We start from the raw sequence: 19,539 nt of genomic DNA on the forward strand, positions 1-19,539 counted from the left end.
GCAACCGATCAGAAGTAACTGGTCTTGAACGTCCCTCAGGACACCACCGACCGCCCGTTTCAAGACCAGTTAGCTCCGAAGACCGAGTTGGGCCGCAGCGAGCTGCGGGTCGAAGCCGAGCGGGAGCTCGAGCCGGTGCTGCCGGAGGAGCTCGGCATCGCTGAGCAGGTCGAGCGTCGGCCGGTCGGCGACGAGGACGCCGTCGTGCAGGATCACCGAGCGCTCGCAGAGCTCCATCGCGTAGGGCAGGTCGTGGGTCACCATCAGCACCGTGACGTCGAGCGAGGCGATGATGTCGGCCAGCTCCCGACGCGAGGCTGGGTCGAGGTTGGACGACGGTTCGTCGAGCACCAGGATCTCCGGCTTCATCGCGAGCACGGTCGCGACCGCGACCCGGCGACGCTGGCCGAAGGAGAGGTGGTGCGGCGGCCGGTCGGCGAAGGCCTCCATGCCGACCATGGTGAGCGCCTCCATCACCCGGGCGTCGAGCTCGGCGCCGCGCAGGCCCAGGTTGGCGGGACCGAACGCGACGTCCTGCCGCACGGTCCCCATGAAGAGCTGGTCGTCGGGGTCCTGGAAGACGATCCCGACCCGGCGGCGTACCTCCTGCAGGTTCGCCTTGGTGACGGGCAGGCCGCTCACGCTCACCGACCCGGCGCCGGGGGTGAGGATGCCGTTCAGGTGCAGCACGAGGGTGGTCTTGCCGGCGCCGTTGGGGCCGAGCAGTGCCACCCGTTCGCCGCGGTGGACGTGCAGGTCGACGCCGAAGAGCGCCTGGTGGCCGTCGGGATAGGCGTGCGCGAGACCGCGTACGTCGAGCACGGGCGTCATCGCTTCTCCGTCGCTGCGCGGGGCAAGGTGCCGGTGTAGCCACGGGCGAGCATGGCCAGGTGGACCCGCTCGCCGCGCTCGAACGAGCGGATGAACAGGGCGCCGACCGACTTCGCGATCACCGGCCAGTGCCGCGGACTCCGGGCGGTGAACCCGCGCGACGCGGCCGCGACCCGCATGCGTCGCATCTCGTCGATGACGACCTCGAGGTAACGCAGCATGAAGCTCATGATCTCCACCAGCTGGCGCGGGAGTCGGAGCCGCTCCAGACCCCGCACCAGCTCGACGGACTCCGTCGTGGCCGCGAGCAGGACGCCGGCCAGCACGCCGAGCGTCCCCTTCGCCAGGATGCCGAAGGCATCGACCAGACCGGGCTGGCTCACACTCACCCCGAGGACCTCGACCTGCGGCCCGTGCGCCACGAACGGGATCACGAGCGCGAACACCACGAACGGCAGCTCGACCAGCATCCGGGGCAGCAGGTACCTCGCCGGCACCCGGGAGACCGCGGCGACGCCGACCAGGACCAGGGCGTACGCCGCGAACACGGCGTACCAGTCGCGTGGCGTCGCCACCACGATCAGCATGAAGGTGACGAGTGCGATCAGCTTCAGGTGCGCCGGAGCCCGGTGCAGCGGCGAGTGACCGTGGAAGTGAAGCGGGTGTGCGTGTCCGGCGCCCATGAGGTCAGGACGCGCTGGAGGTGCTGGACTCGCTGGCCGTGCTCGAGCTGCGGCGCCTGACCACGAAGGTCAGGCCGCCCGCGAGCACCAGCACGATCAGGGTGCCGGTCACGCCGGCGATCCCGACGGAGAGCCGCTCGTTGTCGACACCCCGGGTGCTGTAGTCGGCCAGCGGACCGCTGGCGGCGGCGTGATCCTTCGCCGTACCGAGGAAACCCTTCTCGGTCGCGACGTGCTCCAATCCGTCCGGACTGCTGGAGGCGTAGTAGCTCACCACGCCGGCGAGGAGGAGCGCGACGACGAGCGCACCGAGGGCGACCCACTTGAAGCTGATGGCGCGGGTCATGCCGCAGCCCCCTTGAGCACGAGCTGACGCGCAGCCATCGCCGGTCGAGCGCCGTAGACCAGGTCCGGGCGGACGGCGAGGACGCTGCCGACGGCGAGGAAGGTGATGATCGCCTCGCCGATCCCGATCAGGGTGTGCCAGCCGATCATCGCCGTGGCGAGCGTGCCGAGCGGGATGTCGGCGGTGCCACCGATCGCGAAGAGCCCGGTGAAGGCGAGCGCGGCGGTGGGGACCGAGAGGAACGCTCCGAACGCGGCGGCCGGCGCGACGATGCCGATCCGGGTCGGGGCCAGGCGACGGACGAGCACGAAGACCAGCCAGCCGACACCGACGGTGATGGCGCCCATCAGGATGATGTTGGTGCCCAGCGCGGTGATCCCGCCGTCGGCGAAGAGCAGGCACTGGACGATGAAGACGACCGACATCACCAGGATTCCGGTCCAGGGTCCGACCAGCACCGCGGCGATGGTTCCGCCCATCAGGTGCCCGCTGGTGCCCGCACCGACCGGGAAGTTGAGCATCTGGGTCGCGAAGACGAAGGCGGCCACCAGACCGGCCAGCGGAGTGGTCTTGTCGTCGAGCTCGTTCCGGGCCCCGCGCAGGGCCGCACCAACCACGACGACGGCGGCCGCTCCCGTCAGGATCGACGTCGGAGCATCGAGGAATCCGTCAGGGACGTGCATGAGTGCGCCTTCTTCTCGGTCGTCCCGGTCGCCAGAGTGGCCGGAACCGGGAGGCAGAAGGCGTCGTAGCGACGCCACCCGCGCATCACCATTCTCACGCTATTGCGAAGAAGTTGCAACAAGGCCTACGCGTCGGGATCGACGGTGATGTCGGGCAGGTCGCCCAGCAGCGCGTCCTCCTCGGCACGGCGGGCTGTCTCGCGCAGCTCGAAGAGCTCGGTGGCCAGACCGCCGACCGAGCCGGCGACGTCCTTGATCGCGTGCAGCACGATGCCGGTCACCTCACCGACGGTGTCGGTGACGGCGACGACCGCACTCTGCGCGGTGTCCTTGCGGATCTCGAGTCGGCTCAGTCGAGGCATCGGTCCAGTCTCCCCCAGGTCGCCTCAGGCGGCCAGGGTGTCTTCCTTCACAGCCTCGGGCGCGGTCGGGGCCGGCGTACGGCGGCCAGGCAGTGCCAGCTTGAAGATCTTGCCGAAGACGCTGCCGAGCTGCCGCGGCAGCGAACCGGTGTTGTACGGCAGGTCGTACTTGTCGCAGAGCTGCCGCACCTCGACCGAGATCTCCGGGTAGCGCCGGGCGGGCAGGTCGGGGAAGAGGTGGTGCTCGATCTGGTGCGACAGGTTCCCGCTCATCACGTGCAGCAGCTTGCCGCCGGAGATGTTGGCCGAGCCGAGCAGCTGGCGGTAGTACCAGTGCCCACGGGTCTCGTTCTCGCACTCCTCTTGGGAGAACACCGCGACGCCGGTCGGGAAGTGGCCGCAGAAGATGATGTTGAACGCCCAGATGTTGCGGACGAGGTTGGCCACGGCGTTGCCGGCGAGGGTGGACAGGAAGAACGGTCCGGTCAGGGCCGGGAAGAGCAGGTAGTCCTTGATCACCTGGCGCTTGGTCTTGCGCAGCATCCCGGCGCGGATCTTCTTGGTCTCGGCCCAGGTCCGGTTGCCCGCCCAGATCTCCTCGACCTCGAGGTCGTGCAGCATCACGCCCCACTCGAAGAGCGTCATCAGGCCGAGCGCGTAGAGCGGGTTGCCCAGGTAGTACGGGCGCCACGGCTGCTCCTCGTCCATCCGCAGGATGCCGTACCCGATGTCACGGTCCTTGCCGAGGATGTTGGTGAAGGTGTGGTGCATGTAGTTGTGCGAGTGCTTCCACTGGTCGGCCGGGCAGACGTTGTCCCAGTCGAACATCCGCGAGTTGAACTGCGGGTCGCCGAGCCAGTCGTACTGGCCGTGCATGACGTTGTGGCCGATCTCCATGTTGTCGAGGATCTTGGAGACGCTGAGCGCAGCCACGGCGAGCGGCCAGGCCGGCGGCACGTAGAAGAGCGCGCGGCCGGCGACCTCGAAGGCGCGCTGGGTCTTGACCACCTTGCGCAGGTAGTCGCGGTCGACCTCGCCGAGGTCGGCGATCACGCGGGCGCGGATGGCGTCGAGCTCGGCACCGAACTCGTCGAGCTGCTCCGGGGTCAGGGTGGGGGTGTGAGTCATGGGTTCTCTCCGATCAGAGGTCGATCGTGCAGTCGCCCTCAGCGGCGCTGACACAGATCCGGATGTCGTCGTCGGGCAGCGAGGAGACCTCGCCGGTGAGCACGTTGCGGACCGTGCCTTCGCGCTTGGTGGTCACGCAGGAGAAGCAGATCCCCATCCGGCAGCCGGACTCCGGGCGCAGGCCCGCGGCCTCGGCCTGGTCGAGCAGGCTGGAGCCGTCGTTGGCGACCTGCTGGCCACCGCGGGTGAACGTGATCGCGCCGCCGGCCACGCCACTGGCGCGCGGGGGCTGGAAGTACTCCACCGCCAAGGTGTCGGAGTCGCCGTACGCCGCGCGGGTGGCCTCGATCAGGCCGGTCGGACCGCAGACCCAGGCGGGGAGGTCGGCGTAGCCGGGGACGAGCCGCTCCAGGAGGGCGGGCGAGAGGTAGGGGTCGCCGATGCCCGGGTAGAACTGATGCACGGTGAGGCCGTTGCCCGAGTGCGCGGCGAGGTCGAGCTCGTCGGCGAAGATCTGGTGCTCGGGCGTGTGAGCGAAGTGGATGAAGTCGATCCGGCCGCGGTGGGTGCGGGACTGGAGCGAGCGCAGCATCGCCATCACCGGGGTGATCCCGGAGCCGCCGGAGATCAGCACGATGTGCTCGGGCACCCGGTCCGGCAGGACGAAGTCACCCTCGGCCTGGGACAGGTGCACGATCGCGCCGAGCGCGCTCGGCCCGGTCAGGAACGCCGAGACGCTGCGGCGCTCCATCCCGGCGACGACGGAGTCCTCGCGCGCCCGGATGGTGAGCTGGAACCGCTCCCCCGGCCGCGAGGATGCACTCGAGAGGGTGAAGACCCGGGTCGTGCGACGGGCGCCGGGCAGCTCGACGCCGACGCTGACGTGCTGGCCGGGCTGGTGTCCGGCCCAGGTCGAGGTCGGCTGCAGGGTCAGGGTGACGACGGGGGCGGATCCGGGGACGTCGACCTCGCGGTGGACGTCGACGATCCGGGCGCGGACGTCGTGGGCGACCCACATCGGGTTGAGCTGGGTCAGGTAGTGGTCGACGGAGTGCGGTGTGGTGAGCGCAGCAAGGGTGCGCGAGCGGAGGACGCGGCCACCGAGGTCGAGTGCCATCAAACGCTCCTTTCAGTAAACAACCGTTCACTGAAAATGAAACACCAGGCCCGATCAGGCGTCAACAGTGATCCGCGGCACAGTGGACGCCTGTGCACTAGAATGTTTGCTTGTGAGCGGACAGGCGGCGGCGGGCACCCGCGCCGAGGGCAAGGAGCGCACCCGGCGCGCGATCCTCGACGCCGCTCTCGAGCTCACCGAGACGACGCCGCTCGCGGCCGTGTCCCTGCGCCAGATCGCGAAGGAGGTCGGCATCGTGCCGACCGCCTTCTACCGCCACTTCGCCACCCTGGAGGAGCTCGGCCTGGCGCTCGTGGACGAATCGTTCGTCTCGCTGCGCGCGATGCTGCGCGACCTGCGCCGCGGTGAGTCGCTCTCCTCGCCGGTCCACATCGCCGACAACTCGGTCCGGGTGCTGACCGAGCACCTGCACCACCAGCGCGCCCACTTCGCCTTCATCGCCCGGGAGCGCAACGCCGCGATGGGCACCGTCCGGGACGCGATCCGGCACGAGATCGGGCTGTGCGAGTCGGACCTGGCCACCGACCTGGGGCGGCTGCCTCCGTTGGCGGCGTGGCCCGCAGCCGACGTCCGCGCGCTCTCCCACCTGATCGTGACGACGATGGTCTCGATCGCCGAGGAGATCATCACCGCCCGCCCCGACCAGGAGCCGGCGCTGGCCGACACCGCACGGCTCCAGCTGCGGATGATCGTCATCGGCGCCCTGAACTGGAACCCGTGAGTCGGCCCGCGCGCCGACGTAGATTGGCGGCATGTGCCGCAACATCCGACCGCTGAACAACTTCGAGCCGCCCGCGACCTCCGACGAGGTGACCTCGGCAGCACTCCAGTTCGTGCGCAAGGTCGCCGGGACGACGAAGCCCTCGGCCGCCAACCAGGCGGCGTTCGACGAGGCGGTGCACGAGATCGCGCACATCACCCAGCACCTGCTCGACGCCCTCGTCACCACCGCTCCGCCCAAGAACCGGGAGGAGGAGGCAGCCAAGGCCAAGGCCCGGTACCTCGCTCGCGACGCCCGCGAGGACCGCGCGGCCGCTGCCCGGTGACCGCCGTCGACCACAGCGCGCTCGACCTCCTCGCCGACCGGCCGCTGGTGGTGCTGACCGGTGCGGGCCTGTCGACCGACTCCGGGATCCCCGACTACCGAGGACCGGGTTCGAGCAACCGGAACCCGATGACCTACGGCGAGTTCGTCGCCGCCGGTGCCGCAGGGGTCACCAACCGGCGTCGCTACTGGGCGCGCAGCCACCTCGGCTGGACCCGGATGGGCGTCGCCCAGCCCAACGCGGGGCACCGGGCCCTGGCCGCGATCGACCCCGACCTGCTGATCACGCAGAACGTCGACGGGCTGCACGAGGCCGCCGGATCACGTCGGGTGGTCGCGCTGCACGGCCGGGTGAGCGAGGTGATCTGCCTGTCCTGCAGCAGGATCGAGAACCGGCGGACGGTGCAGTCCTGGCTCGAGGAGCTCAACCCCGGCTGGGCGGACCGGCACGCGCACGTGCTCTCCCTGCCCGACGGCGACGTCGCCCTGGAGGAGACCGCGGACTTCGTCGTGCCGACCTGCCCGATCTGCCACGGTGACCTGAAGCCGCACGTCGTCTTCTTCGGGGAGTCGGCCGACAAGGCCGAGGTGGCTCGCTGCTTCGACGCGGTCGAGTCGTTGGCAGCGCGCGACGGCGTGCTGCTGGTGGCCGGTTCGAGCCTGTCGGTGATGAGCGGCCTACGGTTCGTGCGCCGGGCCGCGAAGGTCGGCGTCCCCGTCGCGATCGTCAACCGGGGCGCCACCCGAGGCGATGAGCTGGCGACGTACAAGCTCGAGGTCGGAACGAGTGAGTTCCTCACCGACCTCGCCCGGCAACGCGACCGGGGTGAGGCTCAGAGCCGCTTGACGAAGATGTGATCGGCGGCCTCGGGCAGCAGCTCGGCGGCCTCGCCGGAGGCGCCCACCAGGACACCTTCATCGGTCTGCGAGATCGTCACGGTGCGGTCCGGCAGCGCGCCGACCCGACGCAGCGCGCTCATCAGCGCCTCGTCCTTCTGCATCTCCTCGGAGATGCGACGCACCAGGGCCCGACCCGGACCCCGGGCCGCGGCCTTGGAGAGCGGCTCGACACCCTGCATGAAGGTCTCGCTCGGCTCGTCGGCGCCGAGCTCGTTCAGGCCGGGGATCGGGTTGCCGTACGGCGACTCGGTCGGGTGGTCGAGCAGCTCGAGGAGCCGCTTCTCCACGTTCTCGCTGATCACGTGCTCCCAGCGGCAGGCCTCTTCGTGGACCAGCTCCCAGTCCAGGCCGATGACGTCGACCAGCAGCCGCTCCGCGAGGCGGTGCTTGCGCATCACGCGGGTCGCCAGGCGCAGGCCCTCCTCGGTCAGCTGGAGGTGCCGGTCGCCCTCGACGGTCAGCAGACCGTCGCGCTCCATCCGGGCGACGGTCTGGCTCACGGTCGGCCCCGACTGGTGCAGCCGCTCGGCGATCCGGGCACGCAGCGGGACGATGCCCTCCTCGACCAGTTCGTAGATGGTCCGCAGATACATCTCAGTGGTATCGATGAGGTCGCTCACACATTCCATTCTAGGGGTCTGGACCACCCCCTCCGGTACGCCCGTAGGGTGGTCGGGTGAGCGAGCACTGGTGGCGCAACGCCGTGGTCTATCAGGTCTACCCCCGCAGCTTCGCCGACTCCGACGGCGACGGTGTCGGCGATCTGCCCGGCATCACCTCGCGGCTGGACCACATCGCCGGTCTCGGGGTCGACGCGATCTGGCTCTCCCCCTTCTTCCGTTCCCCGCAGCGCGACGGGGGGTACGACGTCTCCGACTACTGCGACGTCGACCCGCTCTTCGGCACCCTGCACGACCTGGACGTGCTGGTCGCGCGGGCCCACGAGCTGGGCCTGCGAGTGATCGTCGACCTGGTGCCCAACCACACCTCGAGCGACCACGCCTGGTTCCGGGCCGCGCTCGCCTCGCCGCCGGGCAGCCCCGAGCGCGCCCGCTACCTCTTCCGTCCCGTCGACCCGGAGAACCCCGAGAAGCCGCCGAACAACTGGCTCTCCGTCTTCGGCGGACCGGCCTGGGCGATCTCGCCGGACGACCCGCACGGCGAGTGGTACTTCCGGCTCTTCGACGCCTCCCAGCCCGACCTGGACTGGCGCAACCCCGAGGTCGCCGACATGTTCGACGGCGTGCTCCGGTTCTGGCTCGAGCGGGGCGTGGACGGCTTCCGGGTCGACGTGGCGCACGGCCTGGCCAAGGCCGACGGCATGCCCGACCAGGTGATGACCGACGGTGGACCGCTCACCACCGAGCCCTCGGAGATGGTCAAGCGCGGGATCACCTGGGCCCCGATGTGGGACCAGCCCGCGGTGCACGACGTCTACCACCGCTGGCGGCAGATCCTCGACGAGTTCACCGCCTCCACTGGCTCGGAGCGGATGATGGTCGCCGAGGCGATGCCGCTCTCCGCCGCCGCGATGGCGCTCTACGTGCGGCCCGACGAGTTCCAGCAGGCGTTCAACTTCGCCTTCCAGTGGGCGTCGTGGAGCGCCGAGGCCTACCGCGGCGTGATCACCCGGACGATGACCGCCCTGGCCGAGATCGGTTCACCGCCGACCTGGGTCCTCGACAGCCACGACCAGCCGCGCCACGTCGCCCGGTACGGCGGCGGGGCGGTCGGTCTGGATCGGGCCCGTGCCGCCACGTTGCTGATGCTCGCGCTGCCCGGCTCGGCCTACCTCTACCAGGGGGAGGAGCTGGGGCTGCCCGAGGTCGACGTGGCCCCGGAGTTCCGGCAGGACCCCAAGACGGACGGGCCGACGCGCGACGGGTGCCGGGTGCCGATCCCGTGGCACGGCGACGAGACGCCGTACGGATTCGGGCCGCCCGGGTCGACGCCGTGGCTGCCGCAGCCGGCCGAGTGGGCCGACCTGAGTGTCGCCGTCCAGGCGGGCGACGCCTCCTCGACGTTGGAGCTCTACCGCCGCACGCTCAAGGCGCGGCGCCAGCTGTGGGCGCACGGACCGGAGGAGATCGAGCTGCTCGAGCGCGAGCCCGACGTGGTCGCGGTGCGCCGCGGCGAGGTGACGGTGCTGCTCAACGCGGGCACCGAGCCGGTGGAGCTGCCGAGCGGCGAGGTCCTGCTCAGCAGCTCGGACGAGGTCGGCACGACGCTTCCCCCGAACACCTGCGTCTGGCTGCGCTGACCGGACCAGCCGGACCAGAGGTCAGGTGAGCGCCCGGTTGTAGCGCTGGAGCTGAGCGGCGAGCTCGTGGAGTTCGTCGACGCTCCAGTCCGCCAGCCGCTCGTCGACCAGCTTGCGCCGGTCCTGGGCGATCTGGCCCATCCGGAGCCGGGCGTCGTCGGTGAGCTCGACCAGGCTGGCCCGACCGTCGGCCGGGTCGGGGGTGCGGCTGATCAGGGCGAGCTCCTCGAGGTGCTGGAGCTGGCGGGACAGGGCGCCCTTGTCGATCCGGAGCGCCTCGACCGCGGCCGAGGCCCGGGCGGGGCCGTGCTCCTCGATCCAGCCCAGCAGCAGGTAGGAGACGCCCTGCAGGTCCGGGTGGACCGCGGCGGCACGCTCGGCGACGACCTTGCGGACCCGGCGGATCAGGACGCCGACCTCGGCCTCGATCGCGCCGAGCCTGTCAGCCCGCTCGCTCATCGTCTGCCTCCGAGCTCGGCCGCATTGAGCTCGGCGGCGAGCTCGATCTCGGTCTCGGGTGCGACCAGCTTGTCCAGGGTGGTGCGCAGGCGCGTCTCCTTGATCAGCGAGACGGCGATCAGCGCGAGCGCCGCGCACGGGACCGCGAAGAGGAAGATCTGACCGGTCGCGTCACCGAAGGCACCCTCGAAGAGGCTCTTGAACGGCTCGGGCAGGCTCGACACCTTCGGCAGGGCGTCGCCCGCGAGCGCCTTCGCCTGGTCGACCGTGACCTGGCCGCTCTGGACGAGCGAGGTCACGCCCTCGCCGACGTGCGTGCTGATCCGGCTGGAGAGCACGGCACCGAAGGCGCTGACGCCGACGGCCCCACCCAGGGTGCGGAAGAACGCCACGACGGAGCTGGCAGCACCGATGTTGGCCTGCTCCACGTTGTTCTGCACCGCGAGCACCAGGTTCTGCTGGGTGGCGCCGAGGCCGAGGCCCAGGACGAACATGTAGCCGCCGATCGCCCAGAGGGCGGTGGCGTGGTCGATCGTGGCGAGCAGGATCGTGCCGGCCAGCACGGCGGCCATGCCGCCCACGAGCCAGATCTTCCAGCGCCCGGTGTTGGAGATCATCCGACCCGACACGATGCTCGACCCCATCAGACCGATGACCATGCACAGCGACATCAGACCGGCGTGGGTCGGGCTCATCCCCCGAGCGTTCTGGAAGTACTCGGCCAGGAAGGTCGAGGCGGAGATCATCACGACGCCCACGAAGGTGGCACCGATCGTGGCCAACGTGATCGTGCGGTCCTTGAACAGGTCCAGCGGGATGACGGGCTCGACCGCGACCCGGGCCTCGACGTAGACGGCGGCGGCCAGGACGGCGAGTCCGCCACCCACCAGCAGGGCCGTCGTACCGGAGATCCAGTCGAACTGCTGGCCGGCGAGGGAGACCCAGACCAGGAGCAGGGAGACGCCACCCATGAGCAAGGTGGAGCCGAGGTAGTCGATCTTCACCTCGCGGCGGACCGTCGGCAGGTGCAGCTTGGACTGCAGCACGGCGAAGGCGGCGACGGCGAACGGGACGCTGACGTAGAAGCAGCCGCGCCAGCCGAGCGGGGAGTCGACGATGACGCCGCCGACGAGCGGGCCGAGCAGGGTGGCGAGGCCGAAGGCGGCGCCGATGTAGCCCGAGTAGCGGCCCCGCTCGCGCGGGGAGACCATCGAGCCGATGATGATCTGGATCAGCGCCATCACACCGCCGACACCGATACCGGTGATGACGCGGGCGCCGATCAGCCAGGACATCGACTGGGCCAGACCGGCCAGGGCCGAACCGCTGACGTAGACGACCAGGGCGACCTGGATGAGCATCTTCTTGCTGAACTGGTCGGCGAGCTTGCCCCAGATCGGGGTGGTCGCCGTCATCGCCAGCATGGTGGCGACCATGACCCAGGTGTACCCGGTCTGGGTGCCCTCCAGGTCGTGCACGATCGTGGGGAGCGCATTGGTCACCACGGTGCTGGACAGGATCGCGACGAACATCGCGATCAGAAGCCCGGAGAGGGCCTCCATGATCTCCTTGTGGGACATCGTGTCATTTTGTTGCATAGGTCAACGATATTCCTCGTTGGTTGAGTTCGACAACTTTCCGACCATCTTTTCGCCGCAGGGAACCTGAGGCGTCGCTCACACCGTCATATCGTCGAGAGCATCGCACCGGTGCTGCGACAACTGACTCCGAGGAGCGCGCGTGGACCAGCAGGAAGAGACCGCCTACGCCGCCTTCGTCGCGGCGTCGTGGCGCGGCCTGGTCCGGGCGGCGGTCTTCCTCGGCGCCTCGCCCAGTGACGCCGAGGACGTCGCGCAGAACACCCTCGTCCGGGCCTACGCCGGCTGGGACAAGGTGGAGGGCGCCACCAACCAGGACGCCTACGTCTACCGGATGCTGCTCAACTGCCTGCGCGACCAGCGCCGCACCGGCTGGTGGAAGCACCGCGCCGCGGCGCCGCTCGACGCCACCGACGCGGGCGCCTCAGGGCTGAGCGACAGCAGCGACCGGGTCGCGATGGCCGACGCGGTGCACCGAGCGCTCGAGGCCCTCCCCAGCGGCCACCGCGAGGTGGTCGTGCTGCGCTACTTCGTCCAGCTCACCGAGGCTCAGACCGCCGCCACCCTGGGGATCTCCCCCGGCACGGTGAAGAGCCGACTGTCCCGTTCGCTCGCGCGGCTCGCCGCCAGCGACCACCTCCTCGACCTGACCGGAGATGCCCGATGACCGGACTCGAACGCCTGTGGGACGACTACCCCGTCGACCCGCCGCCCACCGCCGACATCGTGCGGGAGGGCCGACGCAGTACCGCCGCACGCGGTCGCCGTTTCCTCATCCGTCCGCTCCTCGCCGGCGGCGCCGCAGCAGCGCTGGGGCTCGCGTTCATCGCCGGCACACAGGTCGGCTCGATGCCGGGCGCCGGAACCGCGGCGAGCGATGCCGAGAACGGCGGCGCGGGCGGTGACCTCGGAGCCGGCCCGGGATTCTCCGATGCGTCACCGGTCGCGTTCGTCCAGGGCCTGCACGCCCCGTCGAGCTGCGCCGACCTGCTCGCCTCGTACAAGGATCGCGCCATGCCGCTGGTCTCGGCGTACGGCTGGAACGGCGGGTACGGCGGCCCGGTCCCGCTCGGCGGCCGCGAGATGTACTCGATGCCGCAGGCTGCGGCCGACAGCGCGGCCAGCACCGCGTCAGGGGGCGCACCCGCCAACGACCTCGGCTCGGTGACCTCCTCGGACACGGGGACCAACGTCCAGGAGGCCGGCGTCGACGAACCCGACACGGTCAAGACCGACGGCAAGCTGCTGGTCCGGGTCAAGGGTCGCCACCTGCTCACCTACGACGTCACCGGGTCGAAGCCGGAGGAGGTCTCCGACCTGCGCCTGCCCGAGCTCGACGGCGGCCAGGTGCTGCTCCGCGGGACCGACGTGGTCGTCCTCGGCGTCGACACTGCCTCCTTCAAGACCGCGTCCGGCGCCCCGAGCACCACGATGCTCACCGTCTCGCTGGCCGACCCGGCCACCCCGGTGATCACCCACACCGTCCGGTTCAGCTCGGGCGTCGTCGACGCGCGGCAGTACGGCGACGTCGTACGGCTGGTGCTCTCGGCCGGCCTGCCGCAACTCGACTTCGTCCAGCCCGGCGGCTCGGTCGGGCAGAACACCGCGCTCAAGCGGAACCGGGCGCTGGTGGAGAAGTCGACGATCAACGACTGGTTGCCCAGCTACGACGACGGCTCCGGCGAGCAGCCGCTGCTCGACTGCGACCAGGTCGCGCTGCCCGACGACGTCGACGAGGTCGGCCTCGACACGGTGTCGCTGACCGGCTTCACGATGAGCGACCCGACCGACTTCTCCAGCGTCGCGATCGCGGCTCCGACGACGCTGACCTACTCCACGCCCGACCGGCTCTACCTCGCCGACTCGGGGTACGGCAGCCCGATGGCGTGCGCCGCCTGCGACATGGCGGTCGCACCCGGCGGGTGGGGCAGCGACGGCGTCACCCACGTCTACGCCTTCGCGCTCCAGGGCGCGGGTGCCGAACACATCGCCTCGGGCTCGGCCGACGGGTTCCTGGCGAACCGCTGGGCGATGGACTCGGTCGGCGACAGCCTGCGGCTGGCATTGAGCGCCAGCGGCGCGACCCGCAACGCCAGCAGCATCGTGACGATGGGCGTCGAGGGCGACGAGCTCACCACGGTCGGCCAACTCGGCGACATCGCGCCCGGCGAGCAGATCAAGTCGGTGCGCTGGTTCGACGACGTCGTCCTCCTGGTGACGTTCCTCGAGACCGACCCGCTCTTCGCCATCGACCTGACCGACCCGGCCCACCCGACGACCCTGTCGGCGTTGAAGATCCCCGGCTTCTCGACCTACCTGCACCCGGTCGGGAAGGACCGGATCCTCGGGGTGGGCCAGAGCGGCGACCACGACCGGACCAAGGTCAGCCTCTTCGACGCCTCCGACCTGAAGGCGGTCCGCGAGGTCTCGGTCGCCCGGTTCGGCGCGGGCACCTACCCGATCGTCGGCGACGAGCCGAAGGCGTTCACCTGGCTCCCCGACCGCGACACCGCCCTGACGGTGCTCAGCGGGGCGGACGGCCGGATCTACATCGGCGTCGCCCGGATCACTCCCGACCAGCGGCTCCAGCTGTCCAGCATCAAGGTCGCCGAGGGATACGACGCCTACGCCGTCCGCACCGTCGAGCTCCCCGACCACCGCGTCGTCCTGGTCACCCCGGACACGGTCAGCCTGTTGGACCTCTAAACCTGGACCCCCTCCGCCGACTTGAGGGTTCCTGCAGCCGACTTGAGGGTTGGGGGCGCCGAGTTGAGGTTTGCTGCACGCGAACTGTCGATTCGCCTGCAGGAACCCTCAAGTCGGCATCAGATCCAGCGCACTCGCCAGAGCTGGAACTGGTCCGCGAAGCCCTTGAGCTCCACCACCCGGTCCGCCTCGAACCGTACGGCGGCGGGGGCCGTTCCGGCGATGATCGCCTTGACCTCGTCGGTCACGAGGATCTCGGCGCCGTCGGCCTGGGCCGCGACCCGGGCAGCGAGCGCCACGTTGCGGCCGAAGTAGTCGCCGTCGCGGGAGACGACCTGGCCGGTGTGCATGCCCATCCGGACCCGGATCCCGGCGCGGCGCAACGCCCGGTTCCGACCGCGGGCGAGGCGGCGCTGGATCCCGGCGGCGGCCTTGACCGCGGCGAGCGGTTGACCGAAGACGATCATGTAGCCGTCGCCCTGGCTCTTCACGATGTGACCGCCGCGGCGCTCCACCTCGGAGCGGATCAGGGTGTCGTGGGCGCGCAGGATCCGCAGCCAGGCCTCGTCACCGACGGCCTCGTTGATCGCGGTCGAGCCCTCGATGTCGGAGAAGACGACGGTGACCAGACCCTCCTCGGTGGCCCACTGCTCGATCGCCGAACGGTCGGTGTCCAGCCAGCGCCCGAACTCGTCGAGGGAGGAGTTGAGCACCTGCTGGAACCCGCCGGCACGGATCAGCTCCGCGGTGTCGAGGAACGCCCGCGCCGCCTGCCGAGCGACCCGCAGGGTGCGCAACCGTTCCACCGGCAGCGGCAGCCCCTCGTCCTCGAAGGCGTGGATCAGCGTGGTCCGCTCGGCCTCGAGCTGGGCGATCCGCATCCGCAGACCGATCGCCTCCCGACGCCACCAGACCGCGATCGATGAGGCGATCAGGGTCGCCAGCGAGAGCAGCAGAACTCCCACCAGCGCCGTCGTCATGCGCCCACACTAGGGGTCAGGCAGACCTCACGCGGCCCCTTCCGCCGCAGCGAACTGCGACTGGTAGAGCCGTGCGTAGGCACCGCCGGCAGCGATCAGCTGGTCGTGGTTGCCCTGCTCGACGATCCGCCCGGACTCCATCACCAGGATCAGGTCGGCGTCGCGGATCGTGGACAGCCGGTGCGCGATCACGAAGCTGGTCCGGTCCGAGCGCAGCGCCGCCATCGCCTGCTGCAGCAGCAGCTCGGTGCGGGTGTCGACCGACGAGGTGGCCTCGTCCAGGATCAGCAGCGCGGGGCTGGCCAGGAAGGCACGACAGATCGTCAGCAGCTGCCGCTCACCGGCCGACAGCGAGCCGCTGTCGGCGTCCACGATCGTGTCGTAGCCGTCAGGCAGCGAGTGCACGAACCGGTCGACGAACGTGGCCTTGGCCGCAGCCATCAGCTCGGTCTCGCTGGCGTCGGGCCGGCCGTAGAGCAGGTTCTCCCGGATGGTGCCCTCGAAGAGCCAGGTGTCCTGGAGCACCATCCCGGTCTGCGCCCGCAGCACCGACCGCGGGATCGCGGTGATGTCGACGCCGTCGAGCGTGATCCGGCCGGCGTCGAGCTCGTAGAACCGCATGATCAGGTTGACCAGCGTGGTCTTGCCGGCGCCCGTCGGGCCCACGATCGCGACGGTCTCGCCCGGACGCGCCACCAGCGACAGGTCGGAGATCAGCGGCGCCTCGGGTGAGTAGGAGAACGAGACGTTCTCGAAGCGCACCTCCCCGCGACGTACGTCGGCCAGGGCACCGTCCCGCTCGGTGACCTGCTCCGGGGCGTCGAGCAGCTCGAAGACGCGCTCGGCCGAGGCCACCCCGGACTGGAGCAGGTTCATCATCGAGGCGACCTGGGTCAGCGGCATGTTGAACTGGCGGCTGTACTGGATGAACGCCTGCACCTCACCGATGGTGAGCGCACCGTGGGCGACCCGCAGCGCGCCGACGACGGCGACGAGGACGAAGTTGATGTTGCCGATGAACATCATCACCGGCATCACCAGTCCCGAGACGAACTGCGCCTTGAACCCGGCCTGGTAGAGCTGCTCGTTGCGCTCGGCGAAGACTTCCTCGACGGCCTGCTGACGCCCGAAGACGCGGACCAGGTCGTGCCCCGAGAAGGTCTCCTCGATGTGGGCGTTGAGCTGTCCGGTCGAGCGCCACTGGGCGACGAACTGGCCCTGCGACCGCTTCATCACCGTGCGGGCGACGAGCATCGAGACCGGCACCGTCACCAAGGCGATCAGGGCCAGCAGGGGCGAGATCCACAGCATCATCGCGAGGATCGAGAAGATGCTGACCACCGAGGTGAGCAGCTGCGACATGGTCTGCTGCAACGACTGGCTGACGTTGTCGATGTCGTTGGTGACCCGGGACAGGATCTCCCCGCGCGGCTGGGAGTCGAAGTACTCCAGCGGCAGCACGTTGATCTTCTCCTCGACGTCGGTGCGCAGGTCGTAGACCGTCTTCTGCACCAGGCCGTTGAGCAGCAGGCCCTGGAGGAACGAGAACAGGTTGGAGAACAGGTACAGCCCGAGGACGAACAGCAGGATCGCCGCGACGGCACCGAAGTCGACACCCTCGCCCGGGATCACGTGGCTCATCCCGGAGATCAGGTCGGCCATCCGGTCCTGACCGCTGGCGCGCAGCCCGGCGATCACCTGGTCGACGGTCTCACCGGCGGGCAGCTGGCGCCCGATCGCACCGGCGACGACCCGGTCGGTCGCATGCCCGAGGAACCGGGGCGCCAGCGAGGTCAACAGCACGCTGATCACGGCGAGCACGAAGATCGCGCCGACCCGGATGCGCTGCGGCGCGAGGCGACGCATCAGTCGCTTGGCCGAGGGACCGAAGGTCGAGGCCTTGTCGCCGACGTTGCCCGCCATCGGGCCGCGGCCGGGGCCGCCGCCGGTGGACTGGATCCGCTCGGCGACCTTCATCTGCTTGCCGACCTTGGCGCCGGCAGCGGGTGCGGGAGTGGGTGCGGGAGTGGGGGTGCTCATGCTGCTGCCTCCTCGGCGCTGAGCTGCGAGGCGACGATCTCTTGGTACGTCGCGTTGGAGTCGAGCAGCTCCTCGTGGGTGCCGCGGCCGACGATCCGGCCGTCGTCGAGCACCAGGATCAGGTCGGCGTCGCGGATCGTGGAGACCCGCTGGGCGACGATCACGACGGTCGACTCGGTGGTCTCGGGCTTGAGCGCGGCACGCAGCCGGGCGTCGGTGGCCAGGTCCAGCGCGCTGAAGGAGTCGTCGAAGAGGTAGATCTCGGGGCGACGTACCAACGCGCGGGCGATGGCCAGGCGCTGGCGCTGCCCGCCGGAGAAGTTCGTGCCGCCCTGGACCACCGGGGCGTCGAGCCCGCTGGCGTCCTCCGTCGTGAGCGCGCGGACGAAGTCACCGGCCTGGGCCACCTCGAGCGCGTGCCAGAGCGCCTCGTCGCTGACCTCCTCGCCGGGCCGGGCGCCGTACAGCAGGTTGGACCGGATGGTGCCGGAGAACAGGAACGCACGCTGCGGCACCAGGCCGAGCCGCGAACCGAGGGCCAGCGGATCCCAGGCCCGTACGTCGACTCCGTTGATCAGCACCGCTCCGGCGGAGGTGTCGAAGAGCCGGGGCACGAGGTTGACCAGGGTGGACTTGCCGGCACCGGTCGAGCCGATCACGGCGATCGTCTGGCCGGCGTGGGCGGTGAAGGTGAGGTCGACCAGCACCGGGTGCTCGGCGCCGGGGTAGGTGAAGTCGACGCCGTCGAAGGCCAGGTCGCCGCGGAGGGCGGTCTCGGTGACGCCGTCGGTCGGGGCGACGATCGAGGGCTCGGTCTCGAGGACCTCGACGAGGCGGTCGGCGCAGACCGAGGAGCGGGGGATCTGCATCAGCAGGAACGTCCCCATCATCACGCTCATCATCACCTGCATCAGGTAGGAGAGGAACGCGGTCAGGGCGCCGACCTGCATCTCGCCGGAGTCGACCAGGTGGCCGCCGAACCAGATCACCGCGATCGAGCCGAGGTTGACGATCATCATCATCATCGGGAAGAACGTGGCCAGCCAGCGGCCGGCGCGCAGCGAGACGTCGGTGAGCTGGTCGTTGGCCTGGTCGAAGCGGGCGCGCTCCTCGGGCTCGCGGACGAAGGCGCGCACCACGCGGATGCCGGTGATCTGCTCGCGCAGCACCCGGTTGACCGCGTCCAGACGTGCCTGGACCTTCTGGAAGTTGGGGATCATCCGGCTGGCGACGAGGCCGACGGTGAGGAAGAGCGCCGGGATGAGGACGGCGAAGATCCAGGCCAGGTGCATGTCCTGGTGCAGCGCCATGAAGACCGCGCCGACCATCATGATCGGGATCGAGACCCCCATGCCGCAGAGCATGTAGGCCATCAGCTGGACCTGCTGGGCGTCGTTGGTGGTCCGGGTGATCAGGCTGGGCGCCCCGAACCGGCCGAGCTCGTAGGAGCCGAACCGGCCGACGGTGCGGAACAGGTCGTGGCGCAGGTCCCGACCGAAGGACATCGCCGAGCGGGAGGCGAAGTATCCCGCCGCCATCGCACAGATCACCTGGACGAAGGCGACGCCGAGCATGACGAAGCCGACCCGCACGATGTAGCCCGTGTCGCCCTGGGTGATGCCCTGGTCGATGATGTCGGCGTTGAGCGTGGGCAGGTAGAGCATCGCCCCGGAGCTGACCAGCTGGAGCGCCACGATGGCGATCAGGAGTCGTCGGTAGCGGCTGAGATAGGTGCGCAGTACGCGAAGAAGCACGTCATCAGTCCTTTCTGAGAGTGCCGTGCAAGAGGGTGTCGACGATCTGCTCGGGCGTGAGCAGGTGACCGTCGGAGATCTGTTCGTTGCTGCCCGCGAAGGTGAGCAGGCGCAGCATGTGGATGAGCATCTGGGGCTCCACCGACAGCTCGTCGGCGTTGGGTTCGATGAGGGTCGTCATGGCCGCGCGGATCTGCCGCATCTCGGCTCGACGCTCCTCGGTGTGGGCGTGCTTCGGCGGGCCCATCTGGCCCATCGCCCGCATCAGCCCGAAGCTGGCCTTGACCCGCTGCTGCAGGACGCTGGAGATCTTGAGCAGCTTCTCGCGCAGCGGTTCGTCCGGGTCGATCTCCGCGACCCGGGCGAGCACCTCGTCCGGCGCGAACGCCCGGGCCATCGCCGCGTCGATCAGCTCCTCCTTGGAGTCGAAGACGCGGAAGATCGTGCCCTCGGCCACGCCGGCCGCCTCGGCGATCACGCGGGTCGTGATCGTGCGACCGTGCACGTAGAGCAGTGGCAGGGTCGCTGAGATCAGCGCCTCGCGTCGTTCCTCCGGGGTCAGCGGCCGCGCTCGCGCACGCCGTGGCTCCCGGGGTTGATCCCTCGTCTCGCCCACACCGAGGAGC

General features: G+C 70.0%; 20 protein-coding genes. 6 read left to right on the forward strand and 14 right to left on the reverse strand.

Going from position 1 to position 19,539, the window contains the following annotated elements; translation table 11 throughout:
• Positions 1-69 precede the first annotated feature (69 nt).
• The 7 genes from ACZ5J1_RS14930 to ACZ5J1_RS14960 form a co-directional block, all read right to left on the reverse strand.
• On the reverse strand, positions 70-831 hold the full coding sequence (locus ACZ5J1_RS14930; protein WP_464560160.1) for an energy-coupling factor ABC transporter ATP-binding protein: 762 nt from the start codon (positions 829-831) through the stop codon (positions 70-72).
• A complete protein-coding gene (gene cbiQ / locus ACZ5J1_RS14935; protein WP_464560162.1) occupies positions 828-1,514 on the reverse strand; it encodes a cobalt ECF transporter T component CbiQ in 687 nt (228 codons plus the stop codon). The genes ACZ5J1_RS14930 and cbiQ overlap by 4 nt, the downstream gene beginning before the upstream one ends.
• Positions 1,515-1,518: 4 nt before the next feature.
• Positions 1,519-1,860, reverse strand: coding sequence for a PDGLE domain-containing protein (locus ACZ5J1_RS14940; RefSeq protein WP_464560164.1), 342 nt, complete (start codon positions 1,858-1,860; stop codon positions 1,519-1,521).
• Positions 1,857-2,543: an energy-coupling factor ABC transporter permease gene (locus ACZ5J1_RS14945; protein WP_464560166.1), complete on the reverse strand. Its 687-nt coding sequence runs from the start codon at positions 2,541-2,543 to the stop codon at positions 1,857-1,859. The genes ACZ5J1_RS14940 and ACZ5J1_RS14945 overlap by 4 nt, the downstream gene beginning before the upstream one ends.
• Before the next feature lie 125 nt (positions 2,544-2,668).
• Complete coding sequence (locus tag ACZ5J1_RS14950; RefSeq protein ID WP_464560168.1) at positions 2,669-2,905, reverse strand: hypothetical protein; 237 nt, start codon at positions 2,903-2,905, stop codon at positions 2,669-2,671.
• A 24-nt stretch (positions 2,906-2,929) separates the two neighbouring features.
• Positions 2,930-4,033 (reverse strand): fatty acid desaturase family protein, encoded by a 1,104-nt coding sequence (locus tag ACZ5J1_RS14955; RefSeq protein WP_464560170.1) that lies wholly within the window; start codon positions 4,031-4,033, stop codon positions 2,930-2,932.
• A 13-nt stretch (positions 4,034-4,046) separates the two neighbouring features.
• Positions 4,047-5,150, reverse strand: a complete 1,104-nt coding sequence (locus ACZ5J1_RS14960; RefSeq protein ID WP_464560172.1) for a flavin reductase family protein — start codon at positions 5,148-5,150, stop codon at positions 4,047-4,049.
• A gap of 112 nt (positions 5,151-5,262) precedes the next feature.
• Between ACZ5J1_RS14960 and ACZ5J1_RS14965 the strand changes: the two genes are divergently transcribed.
• From ACZ5J1_RS14965 to ACZ5J1_RS14975, 3 genes are read left to right on the forward strand one after another with little or no spacing between them, the layout of a single operon-like run.
• Positions 5,263-5,892, forward strand: coding sequence for a TetR family transcriptional regulator (locus tag ACZ5J1_RS14965; protein ID WP_464560174.1), 630 nt, complete (start codon positions 5,263-5,265; stop codon positions 5,890-5,892).
• 31 nt (positions 5,893-5,923) lie between these two features.
• Positions 5,924-6,217: a DUF2277 domain-containing protein gene (locus ACZ5J1_RS14970; RefSeq protein ID WP_464560176.1), complete on the forward strand. Its 294-nt coding sequence runs from the start codon at positions 5,924-5,926 to the stop codon at positions 6,215-6,217.
• On the forward strand, positions 6,214-7,074 hold the full coding sequence (locus tag ACZ5J1_RS14975; RefSeq protein WP_464560178.1) for a Sir2 family NAD-dependent protein deacetylase: 861 nt from the start codon (positions 6,214-6,216) through the stop codon (positions 7,072-7,074). Before ACZ5J1_RS14970 ends, ACZ5J1_RS14975 begins: the two co-directional genes overlap by 4 nt.
• On the opposite strand, the gene ACZ5J1_RS14980 is transcribed toward ACZ5J1_RS14975, so the two are convergent.
• Positions 7,050-7,736 (reverse strand): metal-dependent transcriptional regulator, encoded by a 687-nt coding sequence (locus ACZ5J1_RS14980; protein ID WP_464560180.1) that lies wholly within the window; start codon positions 7,734-7,736, stop codon positions 7,050-7,052. The two genes, ACZ5J1_RS14975 and ACZ5J1_RS14980, sit on opposite strands and share 25 nt — an antisense overlap.
• A 56-nt stretch (positions 7,737-7,792) precedes the next feature.
• Between ACZ5J1_RS14980 and ACZ5J1_RS14985 the strand changes: the two genes are divergently transcribed.
• The gene (locus ACZ5J1_RS14985) at positions 7,793-9,376 is read left to right on the forward strand and encodes a glycoside hydrolase family 13 protein (protein WP_464560182.1); all 1,584 of its coding nucleotides are present in this window, start codon (positions 7,793-7,795) and stop codon (positions 9,374-9,376) included.
• A 21-nt stretch (positions 9,377-9,397) separates the two neighbouring features.
• On the opposite strand, the gene ACZ5J1_RS14990 is transcribed toward ACZ5J1_RS14985, so the two are convergent.
• Both ACZ5J1_RS14990 and ACZ5J1_RS14995 read right to left on the reverse strand, forming a co-directional pair.
• Entirely contained in the window at positions 9,398-9,835 is a 438-nt protein-coding gene (locus tag ACZ5J1_RS14990; RefSeq protein WP_464560184.1) for a MarR family winged helix-turn-helix transcriptional regulator, read from the reverse strand.
• Positions 9,832-11,415 (reverse strand): MDR family MFS transporter, encoded by a 1,584-nt coding sequence (locus ACZ5J1_RS14995; protein ID WP_464560186.1) that lies wholly within the window; start codon positions 11,413-11,415, stop codon positions 9,832-9,834. The genes ACZ5J1_RS14990 and ACZ5J1_RS14995 overlap by 4 nt, the downstream gene beginning before the upstream one ends.
• Positions 11,416-11,575: 160 nt before the next feature.
• On the opposite strand from ACZ5J1_RS14995, the gene ACZ5J1_RS15000 reads away from it, so the two are divergent.
• Positions 11,576-12,100 (forward strand): SigE family RNA polymerase sigma factor, encoded by a 525-nt coding sequence (locus tag ACZ5J1_RS15000; RefSeq protein ID WP_464560188.1) that lies wholly within the window; start codon positions 11,576-11,578, stop codon positions 12,098-12,100.
• Positions 12,097-14,139: a beta-propeller domain-containing protein gene (locus ACZ5J1_RS15005; protein ID WP_464560190.1), complete on the forward strand. Its 2,043-nt coding sequence runs from the start codon at positions 12,097-12,099 to the stop codon at positions 14,137-14,139. Before ACZ5J1_RS15000 ends, ACZ5J1_RS15005 begins: the two co-directional genes overlap by 4 nt.
• A gap of 119 nt (positions 14,140-14,258) precedes the next feature.
• Here ACZ5J1_RS15005 and ACZ5J1_RS15010 read toward each other — a convergent pair whose 3' ends face one another.
• Genes ACZ5J1_RS15010 through ACZ5J1_RS15025 form a run of 4 tightly spaced genes read right to left on the reverse strand, consistent with a single transcriptional unit; the run spans position 14,259 to position 19,529 of the window.
• On the reverse strand, positions 14,259-15,119 hold the full coding sequence (locus ACZ5J1_RS15010; protein WP_464560192.1) for an adenylate/guanylate cyclase domain-containing protein: 861 nt from the start codon (positions 15,117-15,119) through the stop codon (positions 14,259-14,261).
• A 27-nt stretch (positions 15,120-15,146) separates the two neighbouring features.
• Complete coding sequence (locus ACZ5J1_RS15015) at positions 15,147-17,159, reverse strand: ABC transporter ATP-binding protein (protein WP_464560194.1); 2,013 nt, start codon at positions 17,157-17,159, stop codon at positions 15,147-15,149.
• Positions 17,156-18,913: an ABC transporter ATP-binding protein gene (locus ACZ5J1_RS15020; protein ID WP_464560196.1), complete on the reverse strand. Its 1,758-nt coding sequence runs from the start codon at positions 18,911-18,913 to the stop codon at positions 17,156-17,158. Before ACZ5J1_RS15020 ends, ACZ5J1_RS15015 begins: the two co-directional genes overlap by 4 nt.
• A gap of 4 nt (positions 18,914-18,917) precedes the next feature.
• Entirely contained in the window at positions 18,918-19,529 is a 612-nt protein-coding gene (locus ACZ5J1_RS15025; RefSeq protein WP_464560198.1) for a TetR/AcrR family transcriptional regulator, read from the reverse strand.
• Positions 19,530-19,539: the final 10 nt, after the last annotated feature.

This window comes from Nocardioides sp. JCM 18999 (genome assembly GCF_055391175.1).

Coding starts and splice junctions, on each gene's coding strand:
- ACZ5J1_RS14930 (WP_464560160.1), bottom strand. CDS start 831: ATGACGCCCGTGCTCGACGTACGCGGTCTCGCGCACGCCTATCCCGAC.
- cbiQ (WP_464560162.1), bottom strand. CDS start 1,514: ATGGGCGCCGGACACGCACACCCGCTTCACTTCCACGGTCACTCGCCG.
- ACZ5J1_RS14940 (WP_464560164.1), bottom strand. CDS start 1,860: ATGACCCGCGCCATCAGCTTCAAGTGGGTCGCCCTCGGTGCGCTCGTC.
- ACZ5J1_RS14945 (WP_464560166.1), bottom strand. CDS start 2,543: ATGCACGTCCCTGACGGATTCCTCGATGCTCCGACGTCGATCCTGACG.
- ACZ5J1_RS14950 (WP_464560168.1), bottom strand. CDS start 2,905: ATGCCTCGACTGAGCCGACTCGAGATCCGCAAGGACACCGCGCAGAGT.
- ACZ5J1_RS14955 (WP_464560170.1), bottom strand. CDS start 4,033: ATGACTCACACCCCCACCCTGACCCCGGAGCAGCTCGACGAGTTCGGT.
- ACZ5J1_RS14960 (WP_464560172.1), bottom strand. CDS start 5,150: ATGGCACTCGACCTCGGTGGCCGCGTCCTCCGCTCGCGCACCCTTGCT.
- ACZ5J1_RS14970 (WP_464560176.1), top strand. CDS start 5,924: ATGTGCCGCAACATCCGACCGCTGAACAACTTCGAGCCGCCCGCGACC.
- ACZ5J1_RS14990 (WP_464560184.1), bottom strand. CDS start 9,835: ATGAGCGAGCGGGCTGACAGGCTCGGCGCGATCGAGGCCGAGGTCGGC.
- ACZ5J1_RS14995 (WP_464560186.1), bottom strand. CDS start 11,415: ATGTCCCACAAGGAGATCATGGAGGCCCTCTCCGGGCTTCTGATCGCG.
- ACZ5J1_RS15005 (WP_464560190.1), top strand. CDS start 12,097: ATGACCGGACTCGAACGCCTGTGGGACGACTACCCCGTCGACCCGCCG.
- ACZ5J1_RS15010 (WP_464560192.1), bottom strand. CDS start 15,119: ATGACGACGGCGCTGGTGGGAGTTCTGCTGCTCTCGCTGGCGACCCTG.
- ACZ5J1_RS15015 (WP_464560194.1), bottom strand. CDS start 17,159: ATGAGCACCCCCACTCCCGCACCCACTCCCGCACCCGCTGCCGGCGCC.